At 39.6% G+C, this 20993-nt stretch carries 21 protein-coding genes; 15 read left to right on the forward strand and 6 right to left on the reverse strand.

Annotation, left to right across the window (positions count from 1 at the left end):
* Positions 1–69: 69 nt before the first annotated feature.
* From ACJJVX_RS07695 to ACJJVX_RS07710, 4 genes are read left to right on the forward strand one after another with little or no spacing between them, the layout of a single operon-like run.
* Positions 70–696 (forward strand): hypothetical protein, encoded by a 627-nt coding sequence (locus tag ACJJVX_RS07695; RefSeq protein WP_235575792.1) that lies wholly within the window; start codon positions 70–72, stop codon positions 694–696.
* On the forward strand, positions 689–1411 hold the full coding sequence (locus tag ACJJVX_RS07700; RefSeq protein ID WP_054206195.1) for an SDR family NAD(P)-dependent oxidoreductase: 723 nt from the start codon (positions 689–691) through the stop codon (positions 1409–1411). Before ACJJVX_RS07695 ends, ACJJVX_RS07700 begins: the two co-directional genes overlap by 8 nt.
* 11 nt (positions 1412–1422) lie before the next feature.
* Positions 1423–1998: a hypothetical protein gene (locus ACJJVX_RS07705; protein WP_054455276.1), complete on the forward strand. Its 576-nt coding sequence runs from the start codon at positions 1423–1425 to the stop codon at positions 1996–1998.
* A 28-nt stretch (positions 1999–2026) separates the two neighbouring features.
* On the forward strand, positions 2027–2986 hold the full coding sequence (locus ACJJVX_RS07710; RefSeq protein WP_211841998.1) for a helix-turn-helix domain-containing protein: 960 nt from the start codon (positions 2027–2029) through the stop codon (positions 2984–2986).
* 10 nt (positions 2987–2996) lie between these two features.
* Here ACJJVX_RS07710 and ACJJVX_RS07715 read toward each other — a convergent pair whose 3' ends face one another.
* Positions 2997–3665: a hypothetical protein gene (locus ACJJVX_RS07715; RefSeq protein ID WP_054206193.1), complete on the reverse strand. Its 669-nt coding sequence runs from the start codon at positions 3663–3665 to the stop codon at positions 2997–2999.
* 397 nt (positions 3666–4062) lie between these two features.
* On the opposite strand from ACJJVX_RS07715, the gene ACJJVX_RS07720 reads away from it, so the two are divergent.
* Positions 4063–5202 (forward strand): Na/Pi symporter, encoded by a 1140-nt coding sequence (locus tag ACJJVX_RS07720; RefSeq protein ID WP_054206192.1) that lies wholly within the window; start codon positions 4063–4065, stop codon positions 5200–5202.
* Positions 5203–5325: 123 nt separating this feature from the next.
* On the opposite strand, the gene ACJJVX_RS07725 is transcribed toward ACJJVX_RS07720, so the two are convergent.
* The 3 genes from ACJJVX_RS07725 to ACJJVX_RS07735 form a co-directional block, all read right to left on the reverse strand.
* Positions 5326–7380: a TonB-dependent receptor gene (locus ACJJVX_RS07725; RefSeq protein WP_405630890.1), complete on the reverse strand. Its 2055-nt coding sequence runs from the start codon at positions 7378–7380 to the stop codon at positions 5326–5328.
* Between the two features lie 65 nt (positions 7381–7445).
* Complete coding sequence (gene rhlP, locus ACJJVX_RS07730) at positions 7446–8282, reverse strand: rhombotarget lipoprotein (RefSeq protein WP_054455267.1); 837 nt, start codon at positions 8280–8282, stop codon at positions 7446–7448.
* Positions 8283–8393: 111 nt separating this feature from the next.
* Complete coding sequence (locus ACJJVX_RS07735) at positions 8394–9989, reverse strand: ATP-binding cassette domain-containing protein (RefSeq protein WP_405630893.1); 1596 nt, start codon at positions 9987–9989, stop codon at positions 8394–8396.
* A 383-nt stretch (positions 9990–10372) separates the two neighbouring features.
* Between ACJJVX_RS07735 and ACJJVX_RS07740 the strand changes: the two genes are divergently transcribed.
* The 3 genes from ACJJVX_RS07740 (at position 10373) to ACJJVX_RS07750 (ending at position 12818) form a co-directional block, all read left to right on the forward strand.
* On the forward strand, positions 10373–10897 hold the full coding sequence (locus tag ACJJVX_RS07740; protein WP_405630896.1) for a DUF2867 domain-containing protein: 525 nt from the start codon (positions 10373–10375) through the stop codon (positions 10895–10897).
* Positions 10898–10940: 43 nt separating this feature from the next.
* Positions 10941–11324 (forward strand): hypothetical protein, encoded by a 384-nt coding sequence (locus ACJJVX_RS07745; protein ID WP_405630898.1) that lies wholly within the window; start codon positions 10941–10943, stop codon positions 11322–11324.
* A 420-nt stretch (positions 11325–11744) separates the two neighbouring features.
* The gene (locus tag ACJJVX_RS07750) at positions 11745–12818 is read left to right on the forward strand and encodes an endonuclease/exonuclease/phosphatase family protein (protein ID WP_405630900.1); all 1074 of its coding nucleotides are present in this window, start codon (positions 11745–11747) and stop codon (positions 12816–12818) included.
* A 150-nt stretch (positions 12819–12968) separates the two neighbouring features.
* On the opposite strand, the gene ACJJVX_RS07755 is transcribed toward ACJJVX_RS07750, so the two are convergent.
* A complete protein-coding gene (locus ACJJVX_RS07755) occupies positions 12969–14342 on the reverse strand; it encodes an NAD-dependent succinate-semialdehyde dehydrogenase (protein ID WP_405630903.1) in 1374 nt (457 codons plus the stop codon).
* Between the two features lie 192 nt (positions 14343–14534).
* Between ACJJVX_RS07755 and ACJJVX_RS07760 the strand changes: the two genes are divergently transcribed.
* The 3 genes from ACJJVX_RS07760 to ACJJVX_RS07770 are packed head-to-tail and all read left to right on the forward strand — an operon-like array spanning position 14535 to position 16698.
* Positions 14535–15575 carry an NAD(P)H-dependent flavin oxidoreductase gene (locus tag ACJJVX_RS07760; protein WP_405630905.1) on the forward strand — a complete coding sequence of 347 codons (1041 nt, stop codon included), beginning with the start codon at positions 14535–14537 and terminating at the stop codon, positions 15573–15575.
* Positions 15576–16142, forward strand: coding sequence for a Crp/Fnr family transcriptional regulator (locus tag ACJJVX_RS07765; protein WP_054206183.1), 567 nt, complete (start codon positions 15576–15578; stop codon positions 16140–16142).
* 49 nt (positions 16143–16191) lie between these two features.
* The gene (locus ACJJVX_RS07770; RefSeq protein ID WP_054206182.1) at positions 16192–16698 is read left to right on the forward strand and encodes a YgjV family protein; all 507 of its coding nucleotides are present in this window, start codon (positions 16192–16194) and stop codon (positions 16696–16698) included.
* Positions 16699–16722: 24 nt separating this feature from the next.
* Here the strand turns inward: ACJJVX_RS07770 and ACJJVX_RS07775 are convergent, their stop codons facing one another.
* The gene (locus ACJJVX_RS07775) at positions 16723–17235 is read right to left on the reverse strand and encodes an NUDIX hydrolase (RefSeq protein WP_054206181.1); all 513 of its coding nucleotides are present in this window, start codon (positions 17233–17235) and stop codon (positions 16723–16725) included.
* Positions 17236–17402: 167 nt separating this feature from the next.
* On the opposite strand from ACJJVX_RS07775, the gene ACJJVX_RS07780 reads away from it, so the two are divergent.
* The 4 genes from ACJJVX_RS07780 to ACJJVX_RS07795 are packed head-to-tail and all read left to right on the forward strand — an operon-like array spanning position 17403 to position 20930.
* A complete protein-coding gene (locus ACJJVX_RS07780) occupies positions 17403–18743 on the forward strand; it encodes a sigma-54 dependent transcriptional regulator (protein WP_169326791.1) in 1341 nt (446 codons plus the stop codon).
* 23 nt (positions 18744–18766) lie between these two features.
* Entirely contained in the window at positions 18767–18967 is a 201-nt protein-coding gene (locus ACJJVX_RS07785) for a hypothetical protein (protein WP_054206179.1), read from the forward strand.
* 22 nt (positions 18968–18989) lie between these two features.
* Entirely contained in the window at positions 18990–20468 is a 1479-nt protein-coding gene (locus ACJJVX_RS07790; protein WP_082379067.1) for a sensor histidine kinase, read from the forward strand.
* A complete protein-coding gene (locus ACJJVX_RS07795; RefSeq protein WP_054206177.1) occupies positions 20469–20930 on the forward strand; it encodes a response regulator in 462 nt (153 codons plus the stop codon). It abuts the gene before it with no gap.
* The last annotated feature ends 63 nt before the right edge of the window (positions 20931–20993 follow it).

The raw sequence follows: 20993 nt of genomic DNA on the forward strand, positions 1-20993 counted from the left end.
TCTACCACGGCAAAGGTGTTTAATCTTAAACACCAAAGTACACGAGTTACATTTGAATATGAGATCTCAATGCAGTTGCGCAAAGATGGCTTATTTGAAGCTAAACGAGTGTGGCAGGGGAATACGTTACCATGTGAAAAGTCACCTTATATTGCCATGGAAACAGCACTTTGGAGCCCTGAAGCAGGACTGCTACAGGCTACAATGCATCAACCACACCTTGATGAATCGGCTAGTTTAGACATTAATCACGATAGCAGCACCAGTGTGCTAAACAGCAAAAAAACGAACTATCAACAAAACATCAAGCAACTAACTTTTACACGCCGACCATGCACTTTACTGAGTATATTATTTGAAATTACACATCATTGGACGCCGCTTTTAGCGGGGGAGGTTGTGTCATTTGATTATGCTGTACTAAAAGTTCAAGCACATACGGGGGTTAGCCTTCGTATGCAAAAACAAGGAGCTTACCGTGTAGTGAGTGTGACTCCCAATAACTGGTTTTGGCGTATGTTATTTGGCTCAACCAACTATTATTTTCAAGGCGATGTCCCTGCACTTGTTAAAATAGAGGGCTTGCTTGAGCCTAGGGATCGTAATTTGCGCGGTAAATATGTGGAGTATTTAGGCCGATCAATTTTTGATAATCCCGTCGACCTTTCTATTTTTAAGGAGTACGGCAATGAATAAAACCGTATTGATCACCGGCGGAACGAGAGGCATTGGTCGAGCTTTAGTTAAGCAGTATTTAGCGGCGGGTTACAGCGTTTATGCAACGGGTAGTAATGAAAACAGTGTGGCTAAAAGTAACCTAGAACTTCCTGATGTGCAGTGGCTAGTATGTAATCTAATGAGTGTTAAAAGCATAGAAAACTTAGCGTCTTCTATTATTAATAGGTCGTTTGATGTTGTGATCCATAATGCCGCAGTGCAGCAAAAAAGAGATTTATTTACGGCTAATAACGAACTTATTAGTATTGAAAACGAAACCATGATTAATTTTACCGCGCCCATTTTATTAACTCGTTTATTATTTTCAAACGTGCAGAAAGTGGCGGGTACGTGGGTATTTATTACAACTGGCTTGGCTGTATCGCCTAAGCAAAGTTCGCCAATATATTGTGCGAACAAAGCCGGTATTCGAGCGTTTTGTAAATCATTTAATGGTCAGGTTACACGCCATAAAAGCGGTATAACCGTGTGTGAAGCAATATTGCCTATGGTTGAAACTGACATGACAAATGGCTATGGCCGAGGAAAAATAAGTCCTGCACAAGCAGCGCGCGAAATCATAAAAGGTGCAGCAAAGGGCCAAAAAGAGATTCATGTTGGTAAGGTGCGTATATTAATGAAAGTACGGGCTTTATTTCCTAATTTGATCGAAAACGTTATGATTAAGCTATAAAAGGGACGAACATGAAAAAGCAGCAGTCCGTTTCAAGACGAGTTATAGCATGGATAGGTAAAAATGGTGCTAAGCCTAATGCGATCCCTACATTGGCATTTGTCTCCGTAGGTGATTTTTTTATACCTGCATTACCGACGCAAACATCCGTTATATTACTGGCATGGCTACAACCTAAAAAGGCGGCGTTGACAGCACTGGCGTTTGCCAGTGCTGCTGCAGTTGGGGCGTGCATTTTACTGTTTTTAGTAACGGTTTTAGATAGTTACTTACAATTAATTGTTCCAACGCAAGATAGCAAAATGTATTCACGGTGGGTGGAATTGCAAGGTTATATAAAAGAGTATGGCTTTATTGCATTGGCAGCTATGTCGTTATTGCCCACTCCGCCACGATTGATGGTGGTACTGAGTTTTTTAAGTGGTTTAGGTGTACCTACCATTATAAGCACTGTTTTTATTGGTAAGTTGGTTTGGTTTTTCAGTGTTGTAAGCGTCATAAAAATAGCACCAAATTGGTTAATGAAACTTCCTATAATAGGAAAGAAAATAGAAAAGCTGATTAGCCCCAAATTACAGAGCGATTAAGTTTATATAAAATAGGGAACGATTAAGTATGGTGGCGATGCTCATTAATGAAAAAAGTAATTCAAACGCGTTTGCTAGCAAAGCCATGCTTAATATTTTATGTGCTGGGTTGGATATATTATTGGAAAAAGTGAATGAGCACCCACCACTACAATCCAATGCACATATCCCCTTAGCGACTAAGCGGGCGTTTATAAATGCAGTGAGTGAGCAATATGGGCTTGCTGCGTTATTAAAGATAGGCGCAGGGGTGACTAAATTTGTAGATTCGCCCATAGGGCAAGCGCTACTGCATGATAAGGACCCGTTGCTGCTTTTAAAGAAGTGGCAGCGGCTGGAGCGTTATGTTCATAGCCAGCATTTTGTTGAATTCGAATTTTTTGAAAACTGTGTACAGGTAAAGCACAAATCCACAGCAATAGAGCAACCTAGCCTTGAGGAAGACTTAGTTGTTTTAGGTGTGTTATGTGCATTGTTGCATGAAACCTCGGCGCACACTGTTTACTTAAGTCGCAGCGAGTCAGTAAATACAGGAATGTTTAGCTATCCTGCATTAGCATGTGACCAAGCTGAATTAAATTCAGATGAGCCTTGGTATATTCACTGGAGTACATCAATAAATACGAGTGTTACGAGCCATGTTGCACAGGGAAAGCAGGCATCATCTCAGGCTATTGTTGATAACACTAAACAGGCAATCATCGCACTGGGTCTGTTAGATATTGAGTTAGATAAAGTGGCACGTTATTTAGCACTCTCACAGCGCTCGTTACAGCGACATTTAAGTGCTCAAGGCCATAGCTTTGCTAAGTTATTGCAAGAAGTTAGGGTAAATAGCGCTAGCCACTATTTACTAGAACAGTCATCGTGCGCAGCTGAAATTGGCTTTATTTGTGGTTTTGCTGATCAGGCGCATTTTTCGAGAATATTTAAGTTATGGACGGGCATGACACCAAAGCAGTATGCCCAACTTTCTATGCAAAAATAACATTAAGCCTTTACCATAAAATAGTGTTTTCAATTTTTGCTATCGGGTAATTTACTTTAGAAGAGGCTGTCATATTTAAGTAGCTCATTTTACCCGATAGGGATGAGGGGGCTGGTGTAATGCCTTTGTGAGCTAATACATAAGTAGCATCGTTATTTAAAATCAATTCAATATTATCCATAAAAAACCACATACCAAAAGACCCTGGACCAATATTAACAATTAGTTGTTCTGGGGTTTGTGATAACAAAGTTACTTTGAAAGGCGCTAGTTTTTTAGCTTTTAAAACAGGACCTACACAGGTAATGGATTGCTCTTTTTTAAGTTCGGTTAAATTAGCGCGAATAAACTCAGCAAAAAGCTCAGGTAAACACACTTTATTATCTAACCTATCATCTTGCCAAAGCGGCTCACCTAACTCATTAAAAGCACTGACCGAATTGCGATTTATAACTATTTTACCGCGCTGAGTTTGATGTCCAACGCTAACGTTAAGTACAACATCGGATGCACTCCACTGTGTATTAGCATGATAAAGTAAATGGTCGTTTTTTATAATTTTAAGCTGGTGGCTATTAGGTTTAACTAATGTATTTATGGTCACGCTATTACTTGCTGTTGTAACAAAGCTAATACTGAATAGTGCAAACAAACTGAGCGATTTTAATTGTGGATTCATAGTGCTGCTTTTCGTGTATTGGATTTGGATATAAGCATAATGTTTTGTAATGAACAAAAATTGTAGATTCACGCCATTTAATATTTATTTTGATTAGCTAAATCATATTGCTGTAATGAGGTTGAGATAATCGTTATAGCGTCTATTTTGACTGTAAACGAATGTAAAACACTCTGTATGATCTATTTATCTTTAGTGTTTTTTAATTCATTGAATTTGATTGCTTTTTTGATGATGTAAAATTTTCATCCAGTATTTTCATTGTTTATTAAACGTGATTAATCTGCGTGTTAATCTGACTGAAATATTTCTGTAATATTTGAGTGTTCTAATGCGTCGTGAAACAAAAACGTCATCAAAATGCCATAATTGGTAAGACAAAAACCGAGATTTAAACATGAGTGAATCGAACCAGAACACGCTATTAATGAAAACGCTTAATTGGGCTGCCATTGCCTTTTTAGTTTATTTAGTACTTGTTGCAGTGGGTAGTGTAAGTGGTGGTTTTAAACTAGCGTCGGGCGGTACACAGGGCGCACAAGAAATTTTTGCTTTTGCAACTAACCCATTTGTGGCGCTGTTACTTGGCGCACTAGCAACCGCATTAGTGCAATCATCTTCAACGGTTACGTCGGTTATTGTGGGTTTGGTCGCAGGTGGTTTACCGCTTAGTATTGCAATTCCAATGGTAATGGGTGCAAATATTGGTACCACGATTACCAACACTCTCGTATCGATTGGTCATATTCGCTCTAAAGAAGAGTTTCAGCGTGCATTTGCAGCGTCTACAGTACATGATTTTTTTAACTTACTCGCGGTTGCTATATTTTTACCGTTAGAAATCATGTTTGGTTTATTACAAAAGATGTCGGCGAGTCTATCGCACTTATTTGTTGGCGATGCTGATTTGTCATTAAAGAGCTATAACTTTATCAAGCCACTTGTAAAGCCTGCAGTGGGCTTGATTAAAGATGCGTTTAGTTTTTTAGACACTAAAATGCTTGGTGTAGCCATGGTACTGGCTGGTATCGGTTTGATTTTATTTGCAGTAACAGCATTGGGTAAGTTACTGAAAAAAGCACTTGTTGGTAAAGCTAAAAACATATTACATGGCGCTATTGGTCGCGGTCCTATCGCGGGTATTACCTCTGGTGCGGCAGTGACAGTCATGGTGCAATCATCGTCAACAACAACCAGTTTAATGATTCCACTGGCCGGCAGCGGTGTATTCACGACACGTCAAATTTATCCATTTACGCTAGGTGCTAACATTGGTACAACAATAACAGCATTACTTGCTGCAACCTCAATTACAGGTCCAATGGCTGAAGTGGCGCTAACAATTGCTTTGGTGCATGTCATGTTTAACGTATTTGCAGTGGCATTAATTTACGGCACACCCGTATTAAGAGAAATTCCAATTACGCTTGCTGAAAAATTAGCTAAAGTGGGTGCAAATAATAAGTCTGCGGCGCTGGGTTATGTATTAGGATCTTTCTTTATAGTACCAGGATTAATCATGTTAGCGGTACGTTAGTCAATATCATTTGAGCGAATATAATAATTAAAAAGCGCTATTTTGAATTTTCAAAATAGCGCTTTTTAATACCCAAACAATATGCGAGCGTCGTTGGAATTAAAAGCAGCATCAATGGCGTTATTACCACGTATAACTAGCTGAGAGCATAAAGCTGCGAGGTTTTCCTGGAAAATAACGCTCACCACTAAAGCTCGTGTAGTCAGCTCGTTCTGCGTAAGCTTTGTTGGTAAGGTTAGTAATGCGTGCTGCGAGAGTTAGTTGTGGTGTTAGCTGCCAAGCACTTCGCAAATTGAATAGATGATGACCCGTATATTCATGACGATTTTCAGGATCAGTAAAATAACGGCTGACATGATGCCATTCTAAAGCGAGTTGTGTTGTATCCGTTGGCTGGTAGTTTATTTGCATGTTAGCGAGGGTACGCGGTGCGGTGTCTATATCATTCCCGTTAATATTAATGTCGTTTAAAATTTGGTTATAGCTGTAACTGTGTTTAGCATGTGTGGCAGCAAGAGCCAATTGTATCGATTTACTGAGTGCGTAATTAAGTTCGACCTCGACTCCCCTATGGTGTGACTTGCCGTCATTCACAGTAAAAAAATCACTGTCACGAAATATACTGTGTTGTTTGTTCATCGCATATGCTGAAAGCACATAATGCAACTGTTGATAGTGGCCTTTTAGCCCAAGCTCTAAGTTATCAGCGGTTTCTGATTTTAGTTCAGCTATTTCTTGATCTCGTTGTAATTGATATAACTCTGCGGCTTGCGGTGCGCGGTAACCTTGTGACACGTTCGCGTAGATATAGTGATTGTTATTTAATTGATAACTTAGCCCCAGTTTAGGCGATAAATTGCTAAAGCTATTTTTGCTGCTCGCAGGACGGGAGTAACGACAGCCACCTTTTTCGCATACTGTGCCATCATCACGAGTGCGGCCAGCTAGCATGTTATTGTCGTAATCATAACGTATATGTTCAAAGCGAGCGCCTGCGCTTATGGTAAGCGCCTTAACGTGCCAATTAACACTAATAAAAGGCGCGTAAAGCGTGCTATTTACATCGTAATCATAATGCTTGCCTTGGGGGACTGTTGCGACTAAGAACGCAGATCCTTGTGTTGGCTCGTTCTGGTTTTGTAAAAAATCAGCCGCGGTGTATTCAGTATCAAAACCAAGGTGAATACGAATGTCGTTATTGTAGTTATGCTGCCATAAAGACTGAATACCAAAGCCTGTTTGTGCATTTTTTTCAAGCGGTGTGCCGGGTAAAAAATGTTTTAAAAAGTCCATACTTTGATTACGAAAATAGGGCGTAATAGTGACGATATTATTACTTGATTGCCACTGTGCTTTTGACCAAGCACGAAATGAACGCGCTTTACGAAATGCGTCTGGGTTGAGGTTAGCTTGTGCAAGGTTTTGATCTTTGTAGCTTTCAAAGCCAGTAATAAACCCAGCAGTTTGCTGGTCTAAATGAGTGTAAGTAAGCCCAGAGGTGAGTAGCAGATCGTTACTCTCAAAGCGATAACGAAGGTTGATTTTTTCTTGATATACACTTTCATCATCTCGGTAACCACTATCGCGAGTGATGCTGGCATTAAAGCCTATTCCTTGTGTGCCAAAGTCTTTACCGCTGCGTAATTTTAGGCGTTTATAGCCGTACGAACCGGTATCAATACCCAGTAAACTATCGCCGTAAGTGGTATCAGGGGTGATGACATTAATGACACCATGCACAGCGTTTGAGCCATATAGCGCAGAGCCTGGGCCTTTTAAAACCTCAATACGCTCTGCCATTTCGGTGTGCGCTTCAAATAGCTCGTTGATATTACAAAACCCAGCAGCGCGTAAAGGAATGCCATCCTCAGCACTAAGTAAGCTGGCGCAGGCACCAGCACCAGTTAAAACCGCAGAGCGTAACGCGGGTAAATATTCTTGGCCATTGCCGTGCTGAATATTCGCACCTGCTATTTGCTTTAATACTTGCTCAATATGGGTCGGGGCAATGAGGGCCAGTTGTTGCTCACTGATAGTGCTTACTACGACAGGCAGCGGATCAGCTAATGTTTCTGTGCGCGATGCGGTGGTTGTTATGCGTTCAATTGGGCTTTGTGTGGCAAATGAATTAAAAGCCAGTGGTGTAATTATTACCATGCTCAGTAAGCGATATAACATGAAAACCCTTTACCTAATTAATTCTAAAGCTAAAGGGTATATAACTTTTTAGTTGTTACAAAGCTTTAGTCTTTAATATTTGAAATAAACCATTTGCGTTGCTTGATTAGAAATACGCCACTGAGCAAAGCGAGTAGCCAAAAAATGCTTCCGCCACTACTGCCATTTTTGTGGGTTACTTTGGCAATTTTTTCTTCTTTAACGCGTGTTTTAAAACGGCCAAGCTCTGCGTCTAAATTAGCTGCCATATCATCAACCGCTAAGTTAAAACTGTGCTGAGATTGCGTATTTAAAGTATCATCAATACCAACGGCAGTGCTTCGCTTGTCAACTTTATTAATACCAGGGGCGCGAAATAGCATTTTTTTACTTTTTACATCAAACACGGCTGTATCAACAAAGGTTTGTACCGTATTTTCATTACCCGGAATGACGTATAAACCGACGATGGTGAGATATAAAAAAGCGGCATTATTTTCCAGCGTTTGAGCCACCTGGTCGTACGACACAAGCGCCATAATGTCGACATCATACAAGCGAGATACTTGCTCAAGGGTTGTGAATCCTTGACCTCCCTTTAAATAGCTACTTGGAATAATTTCAATCCGGTCAATATAGTCATACTGCATAAATTGGTTTTTAACTTTTTCAAGTAAGGCTATTTCATCATTGCTGCGTATACCAGAATCATATTTGTTTGGAATAAACGCAATACCTACTGTTGCAGGAAGATTCAGCGTTGGCATACTGGGTAGATGTGCCTGACGGCTTTGCTCATCTGGGTATAAAAAATCGACTAAACTGCTAGAGCGAGTTTTTTGATTCGTATTTTGGCTGAAAAAAGTGCTACAGCCTGCTAAAGAGGTGATGATAATCACCAATATTAATTGCTGAACTTTCATATTATTCCTTATTATTCATTATTATAATGAACTAATGCGAGGTAATTTAACCCCACATTGGTGTGATAAGCGATCCGATAAGTTTGAACGTAAAATACCTAAAAAGTTCTGTTAGTCTAGGCTTAAGTCGATTTCAGCCGTGACATTACATTGCAAAATAAACTCCTCATCGTGGCTTACCAGCATAAAGCTGCCTTTAAACTCGGATAAGCAGTTGGCGAGTAACTGCTTATTATCAAGGTCTAAATGGTTGTCGGGCTCATCAAGTAACAGTAAATACGCTTGTGCGTTGTGGGCTGCTATTAACATTGCTAGTTGCATTTTTTCACCGCCGCTTAATTGACTTATAGGGCGGTAAATATCATCGCCCTTAAAACCAATATTTGCCAGTAAATGACGCATGTGCTGCATGTCGAGGTTACTACAATATACCTCTAATGCATTAACTAAATTTTGTGATGATGTTAAAAATGCGCAGTGTTGATCAATATAAAGTATCTTGCTATTTAATTGTACTGCGCCTGAAAACGAACGTGACGGGGGGTTAGCTGAGTTACTTATAAGATGTAATAAGGTTGATTTTCCACAGCCATTTGGGCCTTTAATATGCAGCTTATCATTGTTAAATACGCTAAATGTTATCGGCGATGCAGATTTAAAAGGAAGCACTAACTGTTCAACAAATAGCAGCCGTTTATGTGTTGTTTGTAGGTTAAATTGCAGCTTCATGGTGCTACTTGTGGGCAGTTGCTCTTTCAACGCTTGGCGTTTATCTATTATGGCTTGGTGTTTTGCTGTTGCTAAACGTTCGCTATTACCTTTACTGGCTTGTGCATTATTTTTTTTAAAATCCAACATCATTTTTGGCTGACTAGCATTGTTACGGATTTTATTACCTTGTGCTGCGCGCTGTTGGGCTTTTTCGTGATTTAGCTGTGTTTGCTGTTGGTGCTTTTTTTGATCTTTTTCAAGGTGATTAATCTGTTTTATTAACGCGGTTTGTTGCAGCGCTTTTTGCTCGCTAAAATGTTGGTAATTACCCGTCATATAATGAGCACCTTGTGAATTTAGCTCAATAATTGCATCACATTCATTAAGCAGTTGCCGATCATGGCTTACTATAATTACCAGCCCTTTAAATGTGTGTAATTGTGCTATTAGCCAGCGCTTTGCTGGGATATCGAGGTGATTACTTGGTTCATCTAAAATAAGTAAATCTGGCGCAGCTTGTAATGCGCAATATAGCAGTAAGCGCCTTTGTTGGCCGCCGCTTAATTCAGTCAGCTTGTGCTTTAGTGGTGCATCAATACCGAGGGTTAAAAGTTCTTGTTGGTAGCGTTGCTCGCACAACCAATCATCATTAACAGCGTTAAAGTCAGCTTCACAGCTGCTGCCTTGTGCAATACGCGTAAGTGCAGCCAGTTTTGTATCTATAGCGAGTAATTGTGCAATTGTTTGCGAAGCTGCGCTTTTGGGCTGCTCATTTACCTGTTGCTGTGAAATGAGTAACACATTGGCGCTAAATTCAACACTCCCAGCTGTTGGTTGGATCTTATTAGCTAGTATGTTTGCCAATAATGATTTACCGCTGCCATTAGCGCCGATGATTGCAGTGAGCTTTTCAGTGACTGAAAAATTAAGCTGCTTGAATTGGTTGTGACCATCAGGGTATTGAAAACCCAAATTGTGAACGTGTAATGTATGCATAATGCCTCTGGATAGTGCAGGGCATGGCGCGCAAAAATAGTATTTTTATACTGTGATAGGTCGAAATATGACGAATTTTGCGCCCACTAACCCTGTAAATTCAAATAAATAAAACGAATTTCAACAGGTGTTAGTTATTCATTAATGCGCAAACTCCATTAGGAAAGTGCGATTATCTTAAACAATAAAGGATAAGGTTGTCACGCTTTTATTTTTTAGAGGTGGTTTTAGCATATTAATAGTTTAGATAATCAACTGTTTATATTGAGACTATAGGGTATGATTATTGAAAGTGGCAGCTAGAGATGCAGGGATTCGTGAGGTATATTCAATTGTTTTGATTACTTGGCGATTAAGGTTTAATAGTAAAGGAGTGTTAAGTCGTGTCCGTAGATATTGTGAAAACGCAGGTGCCAGATAATAGTCAAATATCAAAAGTATTGCATGACGCTTATTTTTTTGATGTGTATTCATTTCACTCACATATTAAAAATAGAAGCTCACTGCAAGTGTGGTTAGATCATGCAGCTACCACACCTGCTTGGGTTAATTTTTTAATGGCAACTCGCAATAGAGTTGTTGGCCTTTTTGGTCTGAAAAACCTGGGTACTTTAGGTGGTTTCGATTCAAGTAAACCAAAGAGTGATTATAAAGTTGGTGATAGGGTTGGTATATTTACCTTACTTTATTTAAGTGATGAAGAAGTTGTTTTAGGTGATTCAGATAAACATTTAGACGTGCAAGTTTCTATTTTTAGGGATGAGATACAAGGTAATTTCATTTCAATTTCGACAGTGGTTCATGTGCATAATTTTTTAGGTAAGCTTTATATGTTGTTTGTAAAACCAATGCATAAAATGATAGTACCGGCATCGATTAAAAGAGCCGAGCCCACGTCGGATAGTTAGGTTTGTAAACAGGTGGTTTATATTTTCAAGATACGGAATATTTATGCGTTATATTTTTACTTTATTATTTTTTATAATCTCATACAGCGCGCATAGTGAAGAGATTAAGCCTTTTACGTCAGATGGGTGCAGCGCTTTTCCTGATGGTACGTTTGAGCAAAAAGAGCTATGGCTAAATTGTTGTACAGAGCATGATTATGCTTATTGGCAGGGGGGCACGTATGAGCAGCGTTTAACAGCTGATCAGCAGTTACAACAATGTGTGGCTCAAGTTGGCGAACCTGCAATAGCACAGCTTATGTTAGCGGGTGTTCGAGTGGGAGGGAGTCCTTATTTACCAACATCATTTAGGTGGGGATATGGCTGGTCCTATCCACGCTGGTATCAGCCGTTAACCGATGATGAAAAACAGCAAATAAAACGATAAAAATAATGTTAATAGATAGAGAAACTCTTATATTTCTTCATCTTTAATTCAGATGATCTTGCTAGGCTAATAAATTTAATGAACAGCCTGTACTGTATATTATTAGTTAAAATGGCTTTATACCCAAGCCACCTCAAAATGCAGAATTCAGCGTTTCACAGGGGCTTAATATCAAGGCGTTGCTTTGCAACAATGGCAATCCCTTTTAAGAAGGAACAACGATGAGAGTAAGTGACTGTGAAACGCCCAATGGGTTGGTTTAAAAACGATTTATACTGCGTTATTTTTATAAGGGATTGATTTTAAAAATAGAACCACTATTACTTGCAATCAATGCCTTACCTAAATCGCTTTTAATTCCAACGACGCTCACATCTTGAGGTAGCTTGGGTATATATTTAACCTAATTAAGGAACTAACGTGTTAATAGCAGAGATAATAATAACCACTATTTTATTTATTTTTACTGTATTACCTATGTCTTATAGCCAGCATTACTTAGTGAGAAGTTGTGATTTTGTTCGCCTGCAGGTTTTTTATTTGGCGTTGTTTAACCTTGTTATAGTCATGTCGATGCTCCTTATTTTTGGTGGAGATTATTTGTGGTGGGCAGCAGTAGCGGTGGCTAACAGTATTATTGTTAGTGTTCAAGGTTGGTGGATATTTCCTTACACATGGTGCGCTGCGCATGAGGTTAAAAGTGCCCAAAGTAACGCGCAGCATAGTATTCGTATTATGTCAGCCAATGTATTAATGTCGAACCATAATAGTGATGCATTGCTAAAGTTAGTTGATAAGCATCAGCCCGATTTACTGATCACGCTTGAGTCAGATGATTGGTGGCAGCAAAAGCTCAGTGTGCTCAAAAAAGACTACCCTTATACAATTGATTGTCCAAAAGATAATCGCTATGGCATGCATCTATTTAGTAAATACAAAATTAAACAGGCGCAAATTTGTGAGCTTGTTGAAAGTGATGTGCCTTCAATTCACATTTTGTTTGTTAATGATGATGGTTTAGAGATACAAGGTCACTTCATTCATCCAGCACCGCCGAGCCCAACAGAAGAAGATTCCTCTCGCCCGCGAGATAGTGAGTTGATAATGGTGGCCAAAGCGCTTAAAGATGCTACGCGCCCTGTGATTGTCGCTGGAGATTTAAACGATGTGGCTTGGTCTCGCAGTACTCGTTTATTTATGCAAGTAAGTGGCCTATTAGATCCACGTAAAGGGCGTGGCTTTTTTAATACATTTCATGCGAGTTACTTTTTTATGCGCTGGCCGCTGGACCATCTTTTTCATAGTACAGGGTTTACCGTCAAGCGCATTAAGCGTTTGGCCAAGTATGGCTCTGATCACTTTGCGTTACTAACTGAGTTGGTTTATGAAGATATTGAGCAGCATTCAAATCTTGATGAGAATACCGAGTTAGAAGAGGATGTTGATGCATTAATGATGGAGCATTTAGATAAAGGCCAAGTGCCTACATTTTAAAGGGTGTGTCATTGTAGCAAAGTAATGCCTTGATATTAAACACCTGTGGAACGCTGCATTTTGCATTGTGAGGTGGCTTGGGTATATACATTAAGGTGATGGATGCATAAAAAAAGGGCCAATAAAGGCCCTTTGCAATGATGTAATCAATTAGCTAATCATAATTGTTTTAATATTTACAAATTCTCGTATGCCAAAACCGCCGTGTTCACGGCCGTGACCACTGTCTTTTACTCCGCCAAATGGTAAATTTGGTTGCGCTAAACCATAGCCGTTTATATTGATCATACCGGTTTCAAAATGATTTTTGGCAAGCTCAATAGCTTTGTTTTCATCTTTTGAGAAGATACCACCACCTAAACCATAACGTGAGTCGTTAGCGATACGCATAGCGTCTTGGTTATCTTTAGCTTTAATTAACGATGCTACAGGGCCAAAAAGTTCATCATCGTATGCGGGCATACCTGGCGATAAGTTTTCAAGTAGCGTGGGCGGATAGTAAAAACCCGTTTGCTCTGGAATGTTGCCACCTGCGACGACAGTAGCCCCTTTTGCAACTGATTCTTGCACTTGCTGATGAATTTGATCGCGTAAATCCTCGCGCGCCATTGGCCCAAGGTTAGTCTCCTTATCCATCGGGTCGCCCATTTTCATGCTTTTAAGTTGCTCGCTGAGGGCATTTTTAAAGTCATCATAAAGGGCATCAACAACGACAAAGCGCTTAGCCGCCACACATGTTTGGCCATTATTTACCATTCGCCCTTGTAAGCAGGTTTTTACAGCAAGCGCTAAGTCTGCATCATTAAGGACTAAGTAGGCATCGTTACTTCCCAGTTCTAATACCGTTTTTTTAACGTATTTACCTGCACGTTCAGCTACTTTTTTACCTGTACCGTCACTGCCAGTAAAGGTCACGCCACGAATCGCTGGGTGGCTAATCAACTCGCTGGCAGTTTTACCGTCAATTAATAAATTAGTGAAGCAGTATTTTTCAAAGCCCGCTTCAATAAAGAGAGATTCGATTTTTTCAGCCATGCCAAATACATTACCGGCATGTTTAAGTACGGTAGTATTACCTGCCATTATGTTAGTTACAGCGTAGCGGATCACTTGATATAGTGGGAAGTTCCACGGTTGAATGCCCAATAAAACCCCGGTCGGTTGGTAAGTAATAATTGCTTTACCATTTTGCATTTGACGTGTTTCATCCGCTAACTGCGACGCGCCATTTTCAGCGGTATAACGACAAATTGCAGCGCATAGCTCGACTTCTTGTAAGCCTTGTGAATAGAGTTTACCCATTTCTAAAGTCATTAACTCGGCCAGTTGTTGTTTATTTTTTTCAAATATACTGGCAAGATTATTGAGTAAATCAGCGCGTTCAGAAAATGATGTTTGGCGCCATTTTAAAAAGGTATCGTGGGTTTTATCCACTGCTTGCTGTGCTTGCTCCAATGTTAGTAATGTATACTGAGCAATGGTTTCTTCAGTTGCCGGATTGATAGTGGTTACTGTGTTAGTCATACTTATCTCCTTACAAATCATGTGCAGAAGATATTGCAAAGCTAACGCCACTTTGTTTTTTAGCTAAATAAGCTTTTTAACCACTTGTTAATAATGGGGTTTGTGTTTTGTTTGGTTTTATTTATATAAATTATTAAGTAGCTGTATTCTGTAAAAAATGCACGTAACAGAAAATGTTACAAGGAGAGTCTAATGATAAGGTCACTTTTTAATATTCCCCTTGCGCTTATTCAAGCGCCTATGGCCGGCGTGCAAGATGCAAAGCTTGCAGCAAGCGTGTGTGAAGCCGGTGGGCTTGGCTCATTACCATGTGCGATGTTAAGTGAGCAGCAACTTATAGCTCAATTAACTCAACTTACACAAATTACTAATAAACCTTATAACCTTAACTTTTTCTGTCATGCGCAATCAGATTATACGCCAATCCAAACACAGCAGTGGCATTGTCTTTTAGCTCCCTATTTTGCAGAGTATGGTGTTGATGAAAGAGCACTAAGTAGTGAGGCATCCCGACAGCCCATAACTCAAAAAATAGTCGATGTTATAGCCCCATTTAAGCCGCCAGTAGTGAGTTTTCATTTTGGTTTACCTGCAAATAATATAGTGCAACAAATCAAGAGTTGGGGGGGCAAAGTAATCTCAACCGCGACGACTCTCGACGAGGCTATTTGGCTTAATAACAATGGTGTGGATGCAATTATTGCGCAAGGTTTAGAAGCCGGAGGGCATCGTGGGCATTTTTTATCAATGGATTTTAATTTACATAAAACAACCACAGAGCTTGTTAAAGAATGTGTGGCTAACGTGAGTGTTCCTATTATTGCTGCTGGCGGTATTGCTGATGCGGATGACGTACTGAATATGAAGCTACTAGGCGCCAGTGGTGTGCAGGTTGGTAGTGCTTATTTACTGTGTAATGAGGCAACAACATCTGCACTTCATCGTGATGCAATATTAAAGCAAGGCGATGGTTCTACATCATTAACAACGTTGTTTTCAGGGCGTGTAGCCAGAGGCATTTGTAATCGTGTAATGAATGAACTCGGCTCAATACCTGAGCATGTTCCGCCATTTCCTTATGCAAGTATTGCAATCACGGCGCTTAGATCTAAAGCCGAGGAGCGTAAGGAAAGTGGTTTTTCACCGCTTTGGTGTGGGCAAAAGTATATTCCTCGAGTGAATGTGAGCGCAGCTGAAGTGTCGTTGGTATTAATGAGTAAGTGGTCTGTATAGATGCCACAATCACACATATTACCACTGGGCGATAGTAACCGTGAATTAGCGCATGCTTTGGCTGATAAATTAGCGGGGCGTTATCCGACAAAGCAATTTGAGCGTGATGACGTGTTAGTGCAGCAAGGGCAAAAACAATATTATGGGTATTTGTTACTTGATGGTGTGCTTGGGGCATTACATGCAACTGCTGATGGCGGCCAGAAGTGTAAAGAGTTTTATTTTAAAGACGAGTTTGCATTGCTATTTACTAATTGGCTAACGGATACAGATGCTTTTTATCAATTGAAAGTTATTAAATCTGCAAAAGTAATTGTTGTGCCACTTAGCCTTTTTACTCAGCCTGCATGGCAATGTTTAAAGCAGCAATTAATTACTCAACAGCTTATTTTTAAAGAAGCAAAAGAAGCATTTTTACTGCTCAATACACCTGAGCAGCGGTATTGTTATTTAGTGAACGAAAAACCTCATTGGCTTGCTCAACTGAATTTAACTGAAGTCGCACTGTATATTGGGATATCGGCTATATCATTATCAAGAATTCGTAAGCGCCTTAACTTAAGTTAAGGGGAAACGACATAAAGCTAGTTAGACTGCTGTTTTTACAGGAGTCGCTATGTTCATACTTTCACAATGTTTGGTTGCAGTTGCCACACTTTTAGATTTAGCATCGTTTCAATTTAAGTCCCGAAAACTTATATTACTGTGCTTGTTTAGTTCGGTGCTTTTAACTGCCACTCATTTTTTCTTATTGAATAAAATGAGTGCCGCTTTATTGATGCTGATTGCCGCTACACGATACTTTTACTGTATTTTTAACCGTAGCCAATGGGCGATGTTAGGGTTTATGTTATTAAGCTGTGTTGCCGTGGCTCTAAGTTGGCAAGATTGGCTGAGCGGTTTGGCGTTAATCGCAACCTTGATACAAACATTTGCTTCATTTCGACAGCGGGATGTATTGTTGCGACTATTTATGGTGCTCGGTACTGCTTTTTGGATAAGTCACAACATATTGGTGGGTTCACCTGTTGCGGTATTAATGGAGTGTTTATTTTTAATGAGTAACCTGATTGGGTTGTTTCGTTTTTATGTGCTGCCTAAGGATATTAAACCTGCAAGTTAGCAGGTTTAATTTTTATTCAGAGCATTAAAGTTTTTTTACAATTTCTTTTAGTAAGTAAGTTTCGCGGATAATTGATAGCCCTTGTTTATCGCTGTTGGCCAGTGTGCGCTCGTTGTGGGCTATGGCCTCATGAATATCAACCCACTTAGCAACCATGCCATTTTGCTGCTCGTAATGCTCAAGCTGCGATTGTCCTAACTGCGCATCAATACTGCAAAAATAACAGTAAGATTTAATGTTTATAACGTCAAAGTCATCTTTGTACCAAGGCCTAAATTCTTCGTATAAACCAAACTCACCAAGTACTTTAATATTTTGGGCGCCGGTTTCTTCTTGTAGCTCGCGGATAAGCCCTTGCTCAATAGTTTCACCTTCGTCAATGCCGCCGCCGGGTAGGCTGTAATCTTCATAGCGTTTAGTAAACATAAGCAAAATAGTATTATCACGTAGGACAATTGCGCGACCCGTTAAGCGAGTAAACTGCGTTGAAGTTGCATTACTTATACTCGGGTGGATTGCTGTTTTTAATAAGCGCATAGAGTTCCTTGTTTAAATTTAAAAAAATACCTTATTAAGTAAACCAATTGTATCAGTTAAGCGTACATATATAGTTAAGTGCGTATTCTATGTCATAAGAGAAAGTCAGAACCTTTTATTTATTTATTAGGGTGCGTAGAATAGGAAAAAAATCATAGGGATTTAAAATGTTAAACATACTTTTAGTCGATGATGACGCCGAGTTTAGTGATGTTGTATGCCATATAGTTGAATTTTTAGGTCATAACATTGATACCGCAGCCAATTTGGCAGAAGCAGAACAATGGTTTGTTAATAATACCTTTGACCATGTTTTTTTAGATTTTATGCTGCCAGATGGCAGCGGTTTGCATTTGGTTGAGCACTTAAAAAGTATTGGGCAAACTCCAAAGATCACGTTAATTTCTGGTCATCCTTCAGTTAAAGGTAAATTAGCTGAGATGTGTGAACCTAACGTAGGGCATTTGGTTAAGCCTTTGCAGCGCGAAGATATTGAGCGAGTACTTAACCCTAAAAAGAAAGCAAATAAGAAAAAAGCAAAGCCGAGCATTGAAAAGCACTTTGGTACGCTAATCGGCGAATCTGAAGTGATGAAGAGTTTGTATACCATGATTGAACGCGTTGCGAATACAAGTGCAAATGTGATGTTAATGGGAGAAAGTGGTGCAGGTAAAGAGGTAGTCGCTCAGGCTATCCATAATGCCAGCCAATGTGAGGGGCCGCTTGTGGCAACCAACTGTGGTGCTTTATCAAAAGAACTAATAGGCAGCGAACTGTTTGGCCATGAAAAAGGGGCATTTACAGGGGCTATCGCCCGTAAAGAGGGGGTGTTTGAGCAAGCAGCAACAGGAACCTTATTTTTAGATGAAGTAACTGAAATGCCTATTGATATGCAGCCAAATTTACTGCGTGTTCTAGAAAGTAGAAAGGTTACACGAGTAGGTGGAAACCGTGAGCTACCTGTTGATTGTCGTGTTATATCAGCTACCAACCGTTCGTTAACTGATTTGGCGCAAAACAATGTTATTCGTGAGGATATTTACTTCAGGTTGGCTGTGTTCCCTATCGATATTCCTGCATTGCGCGAGCGCAAGGAAGATATAGAGCTACTTGCTAAAGCTTTTTTAGATCAGTTAAATGATGAAAATGGTACTGATTTCAACTGGCAAGCAAGCCAGTTAAAAGAGCTTGAAAGCTATGATTGGCCGGGTAATGTACGAGAATTACGCCATGCAATCCATCGTGCCTTTATAATGAGCGATCCAAAAGGGAAAGTAATTACGTTACCAGGTAATTTAGAATCGCCTTTTTCACGTGCAAATAAGCAAACCCAAGCTAATCAGGTTAGTGCCGGTCAAACTATTGAGGAAGTTGAGAAAGAACTGATCCACGCGACTTTAGATAAAGTACAAGGCAATAAGACTTTGGCGGCTCAAATGCTAGGGATCAGTACTAAAACACTTTATAACCGGCTAAATGCTTACGGCGGCATAGGTGAATACAAGTAAACAAGGTAATCATAGAGGGCAATATGAGTGATAAAGAACCTTTAAATAAATTAGTTCATGATGCGCGTGCACCACTTAATCGTATATCAATGAATGCAGAACTGATAAAGCTTGTGCTAGAAAATGACATGCCTAAAGATAAGGCAATTGCTGCACTAGATAAAATCATCAGTAATTGTCAGCAATGCAGTGATAGCTTGCAAAAAATTAGTGATACGCAATAAAGCATATAGGAAATAAATACGCGTGAAGAAACAGCAAGGAAAAACAAACATAGTATGGGCAAGTTTTATCGCTGTTGTGCTTTGTATTATTGTAGGTAATGCTTTTTTAGCATTGAACACAATTCAAAGTTTAACTAAAACACAAGGCAGTTTAGATAACACAAACTCATTGACAGCTGCAATAGAACAGCTTCATTTATCCGTTGTGCAAGCTGAATCCGGTCAGAGGGGTTACTTACTGACAGAGAAAGAAGATTACTTGCTTCCTTATTTTGATGCGATCACTCAGTTAGAGTCACAAACTGAGCATTTGAAGTCATTGCGATCAGAAATTGATGAGCAAGCTCAGCATATAGCTGAATTATTTTTATTGGTTGACGCTAAAATTAAGGAGCTAAAGCTTACTGTTAACTTGGCTCAAGATGATAAGGAGCGCCGTGCATTAGGTATACTTAATACTGATAGGGGCCGAGAACTTTATAAAGAAATTAGAGCGCTTGTAACAAAAATTCAAGATCGTGAAATTATTTTTAAAGCGCATTTATTTGCAAAGTTAAGGCAAATTAAAAATGAAGCAAAAATAACGTTTGCGATTACAGCGATTACGAGTGCTTTGTTAATTATCGGCATGTTTATTTTGACGCGGTTAAATTTGCGAAATGAAGCTAGGTATCGCTTAAAACTTGAACATCAAAATGAAACGCTCGCAAACAAAGTTAACGAGCGCACGCAAGAGCTTACGTTGTACTCAGATGAGTTGAGTCGCAGTAATCGAGAGCTTGAAGACTTTGCATTTGTGGCAAGTCATGATTTGCAAGAACCCCTGCGAAAAATTCAGGCATTCAGCGACCGCTTGGAAACAATGTATAAAGACGAGTTAGGTGAAAAAGGCATTGATTACATTGGCAGAATGAAAAATGCGGCGCAGCGTATGTCAAATCTAATCAACGATTTGCTAGAGTTTTCACGTGTAACAACACGTGGTAAGGACTTTACAGACACTGACTTAAACATTGTGATGACTGAGATATTAAGTGATTTAGAAATTGCGATAAAAGAAAGTGATGCACAAGTTAGCGTAGCTGAAATGCCCATTATTAAGGCTGATCCAAGTCAAATGCAGCAGTTGTTTTTAAATTTAATATCTAATGCAGTTAAATTTAGGCGGCCAAATGAAGCGCCTGTAATCACTATTGAACATGAGCATTATAGTGAATTTAGCGATGACCATAATACTGAGTTATCGTGGCAAATTATTAGGGTTTCAGATAACGGCATTGGCTTTGAACCCGAATATACAGATAAGATTTTTGTGCCGTTTCAGCGTCTTCACGGGCGATCGCAATACAAAGGCACTGGTATTGGTTTATCTGTGTGTCGACGTATAGTTGAGCGCCATGGTGGCACAATAACTGCAAAAAGCGAAAGCGGCGAGGGTGCAACCTTCGTCATAAAATTACCTGTGGAAAGTGAGCTTTTCACACTGCAAGGAGAGGCGTAAATGCCATTCACTAAAGTAAAACCAATTACGATATTAATGGCTGATGACGATGAAGATGATCGTTTACTAGCACAGGATGCATTAGCCGAAAGCCGCGTACTTAACGAGCTATACTTTGTTGAAGATGGCGTTGAGCTTTTAGAGTACCTTGAGCGCAGAGGAAAGTTTGAAAGCAAAGAGTCGTCACCACGACCGGGCTTAATTTTATTAGACCTGAATATGCCTCGTATGGATGGTAGAGAAGCTTTACAAGCAATTAAGGCTAACCCTAATTTAAAAGGGATCCCAGTTGTTATTTTGACCACATCTAAGCAAGAAGAGGATATGGTAAAAGGTTATGATCTAGGTGCTGCTTCATACATTACTAAGCCTGTCACATTTGAGGGGTTGGTTGAATTAATGAAAACGTTAGGAAAATATTGGGTAGAGTTTGTTGAGCTGCCGAGTACTTTTAACGATTAATAATAGACACACCCAAACGCCTTAAAAAATAACCGCTTTGATTAAGAGTCGTAAATGTTGTTT

The sequence above is a fragment of the Pseudoalteromonas sp. Ld20 genome, from assembly GCF_045064175.1.
GTDB lineage: Bacteria > Pseudomonadota > Gammaproteobacteria > Enterobacterales > Alteromonadaceae > Pseudoalteromonas > Pseudoalteromonas neustonica.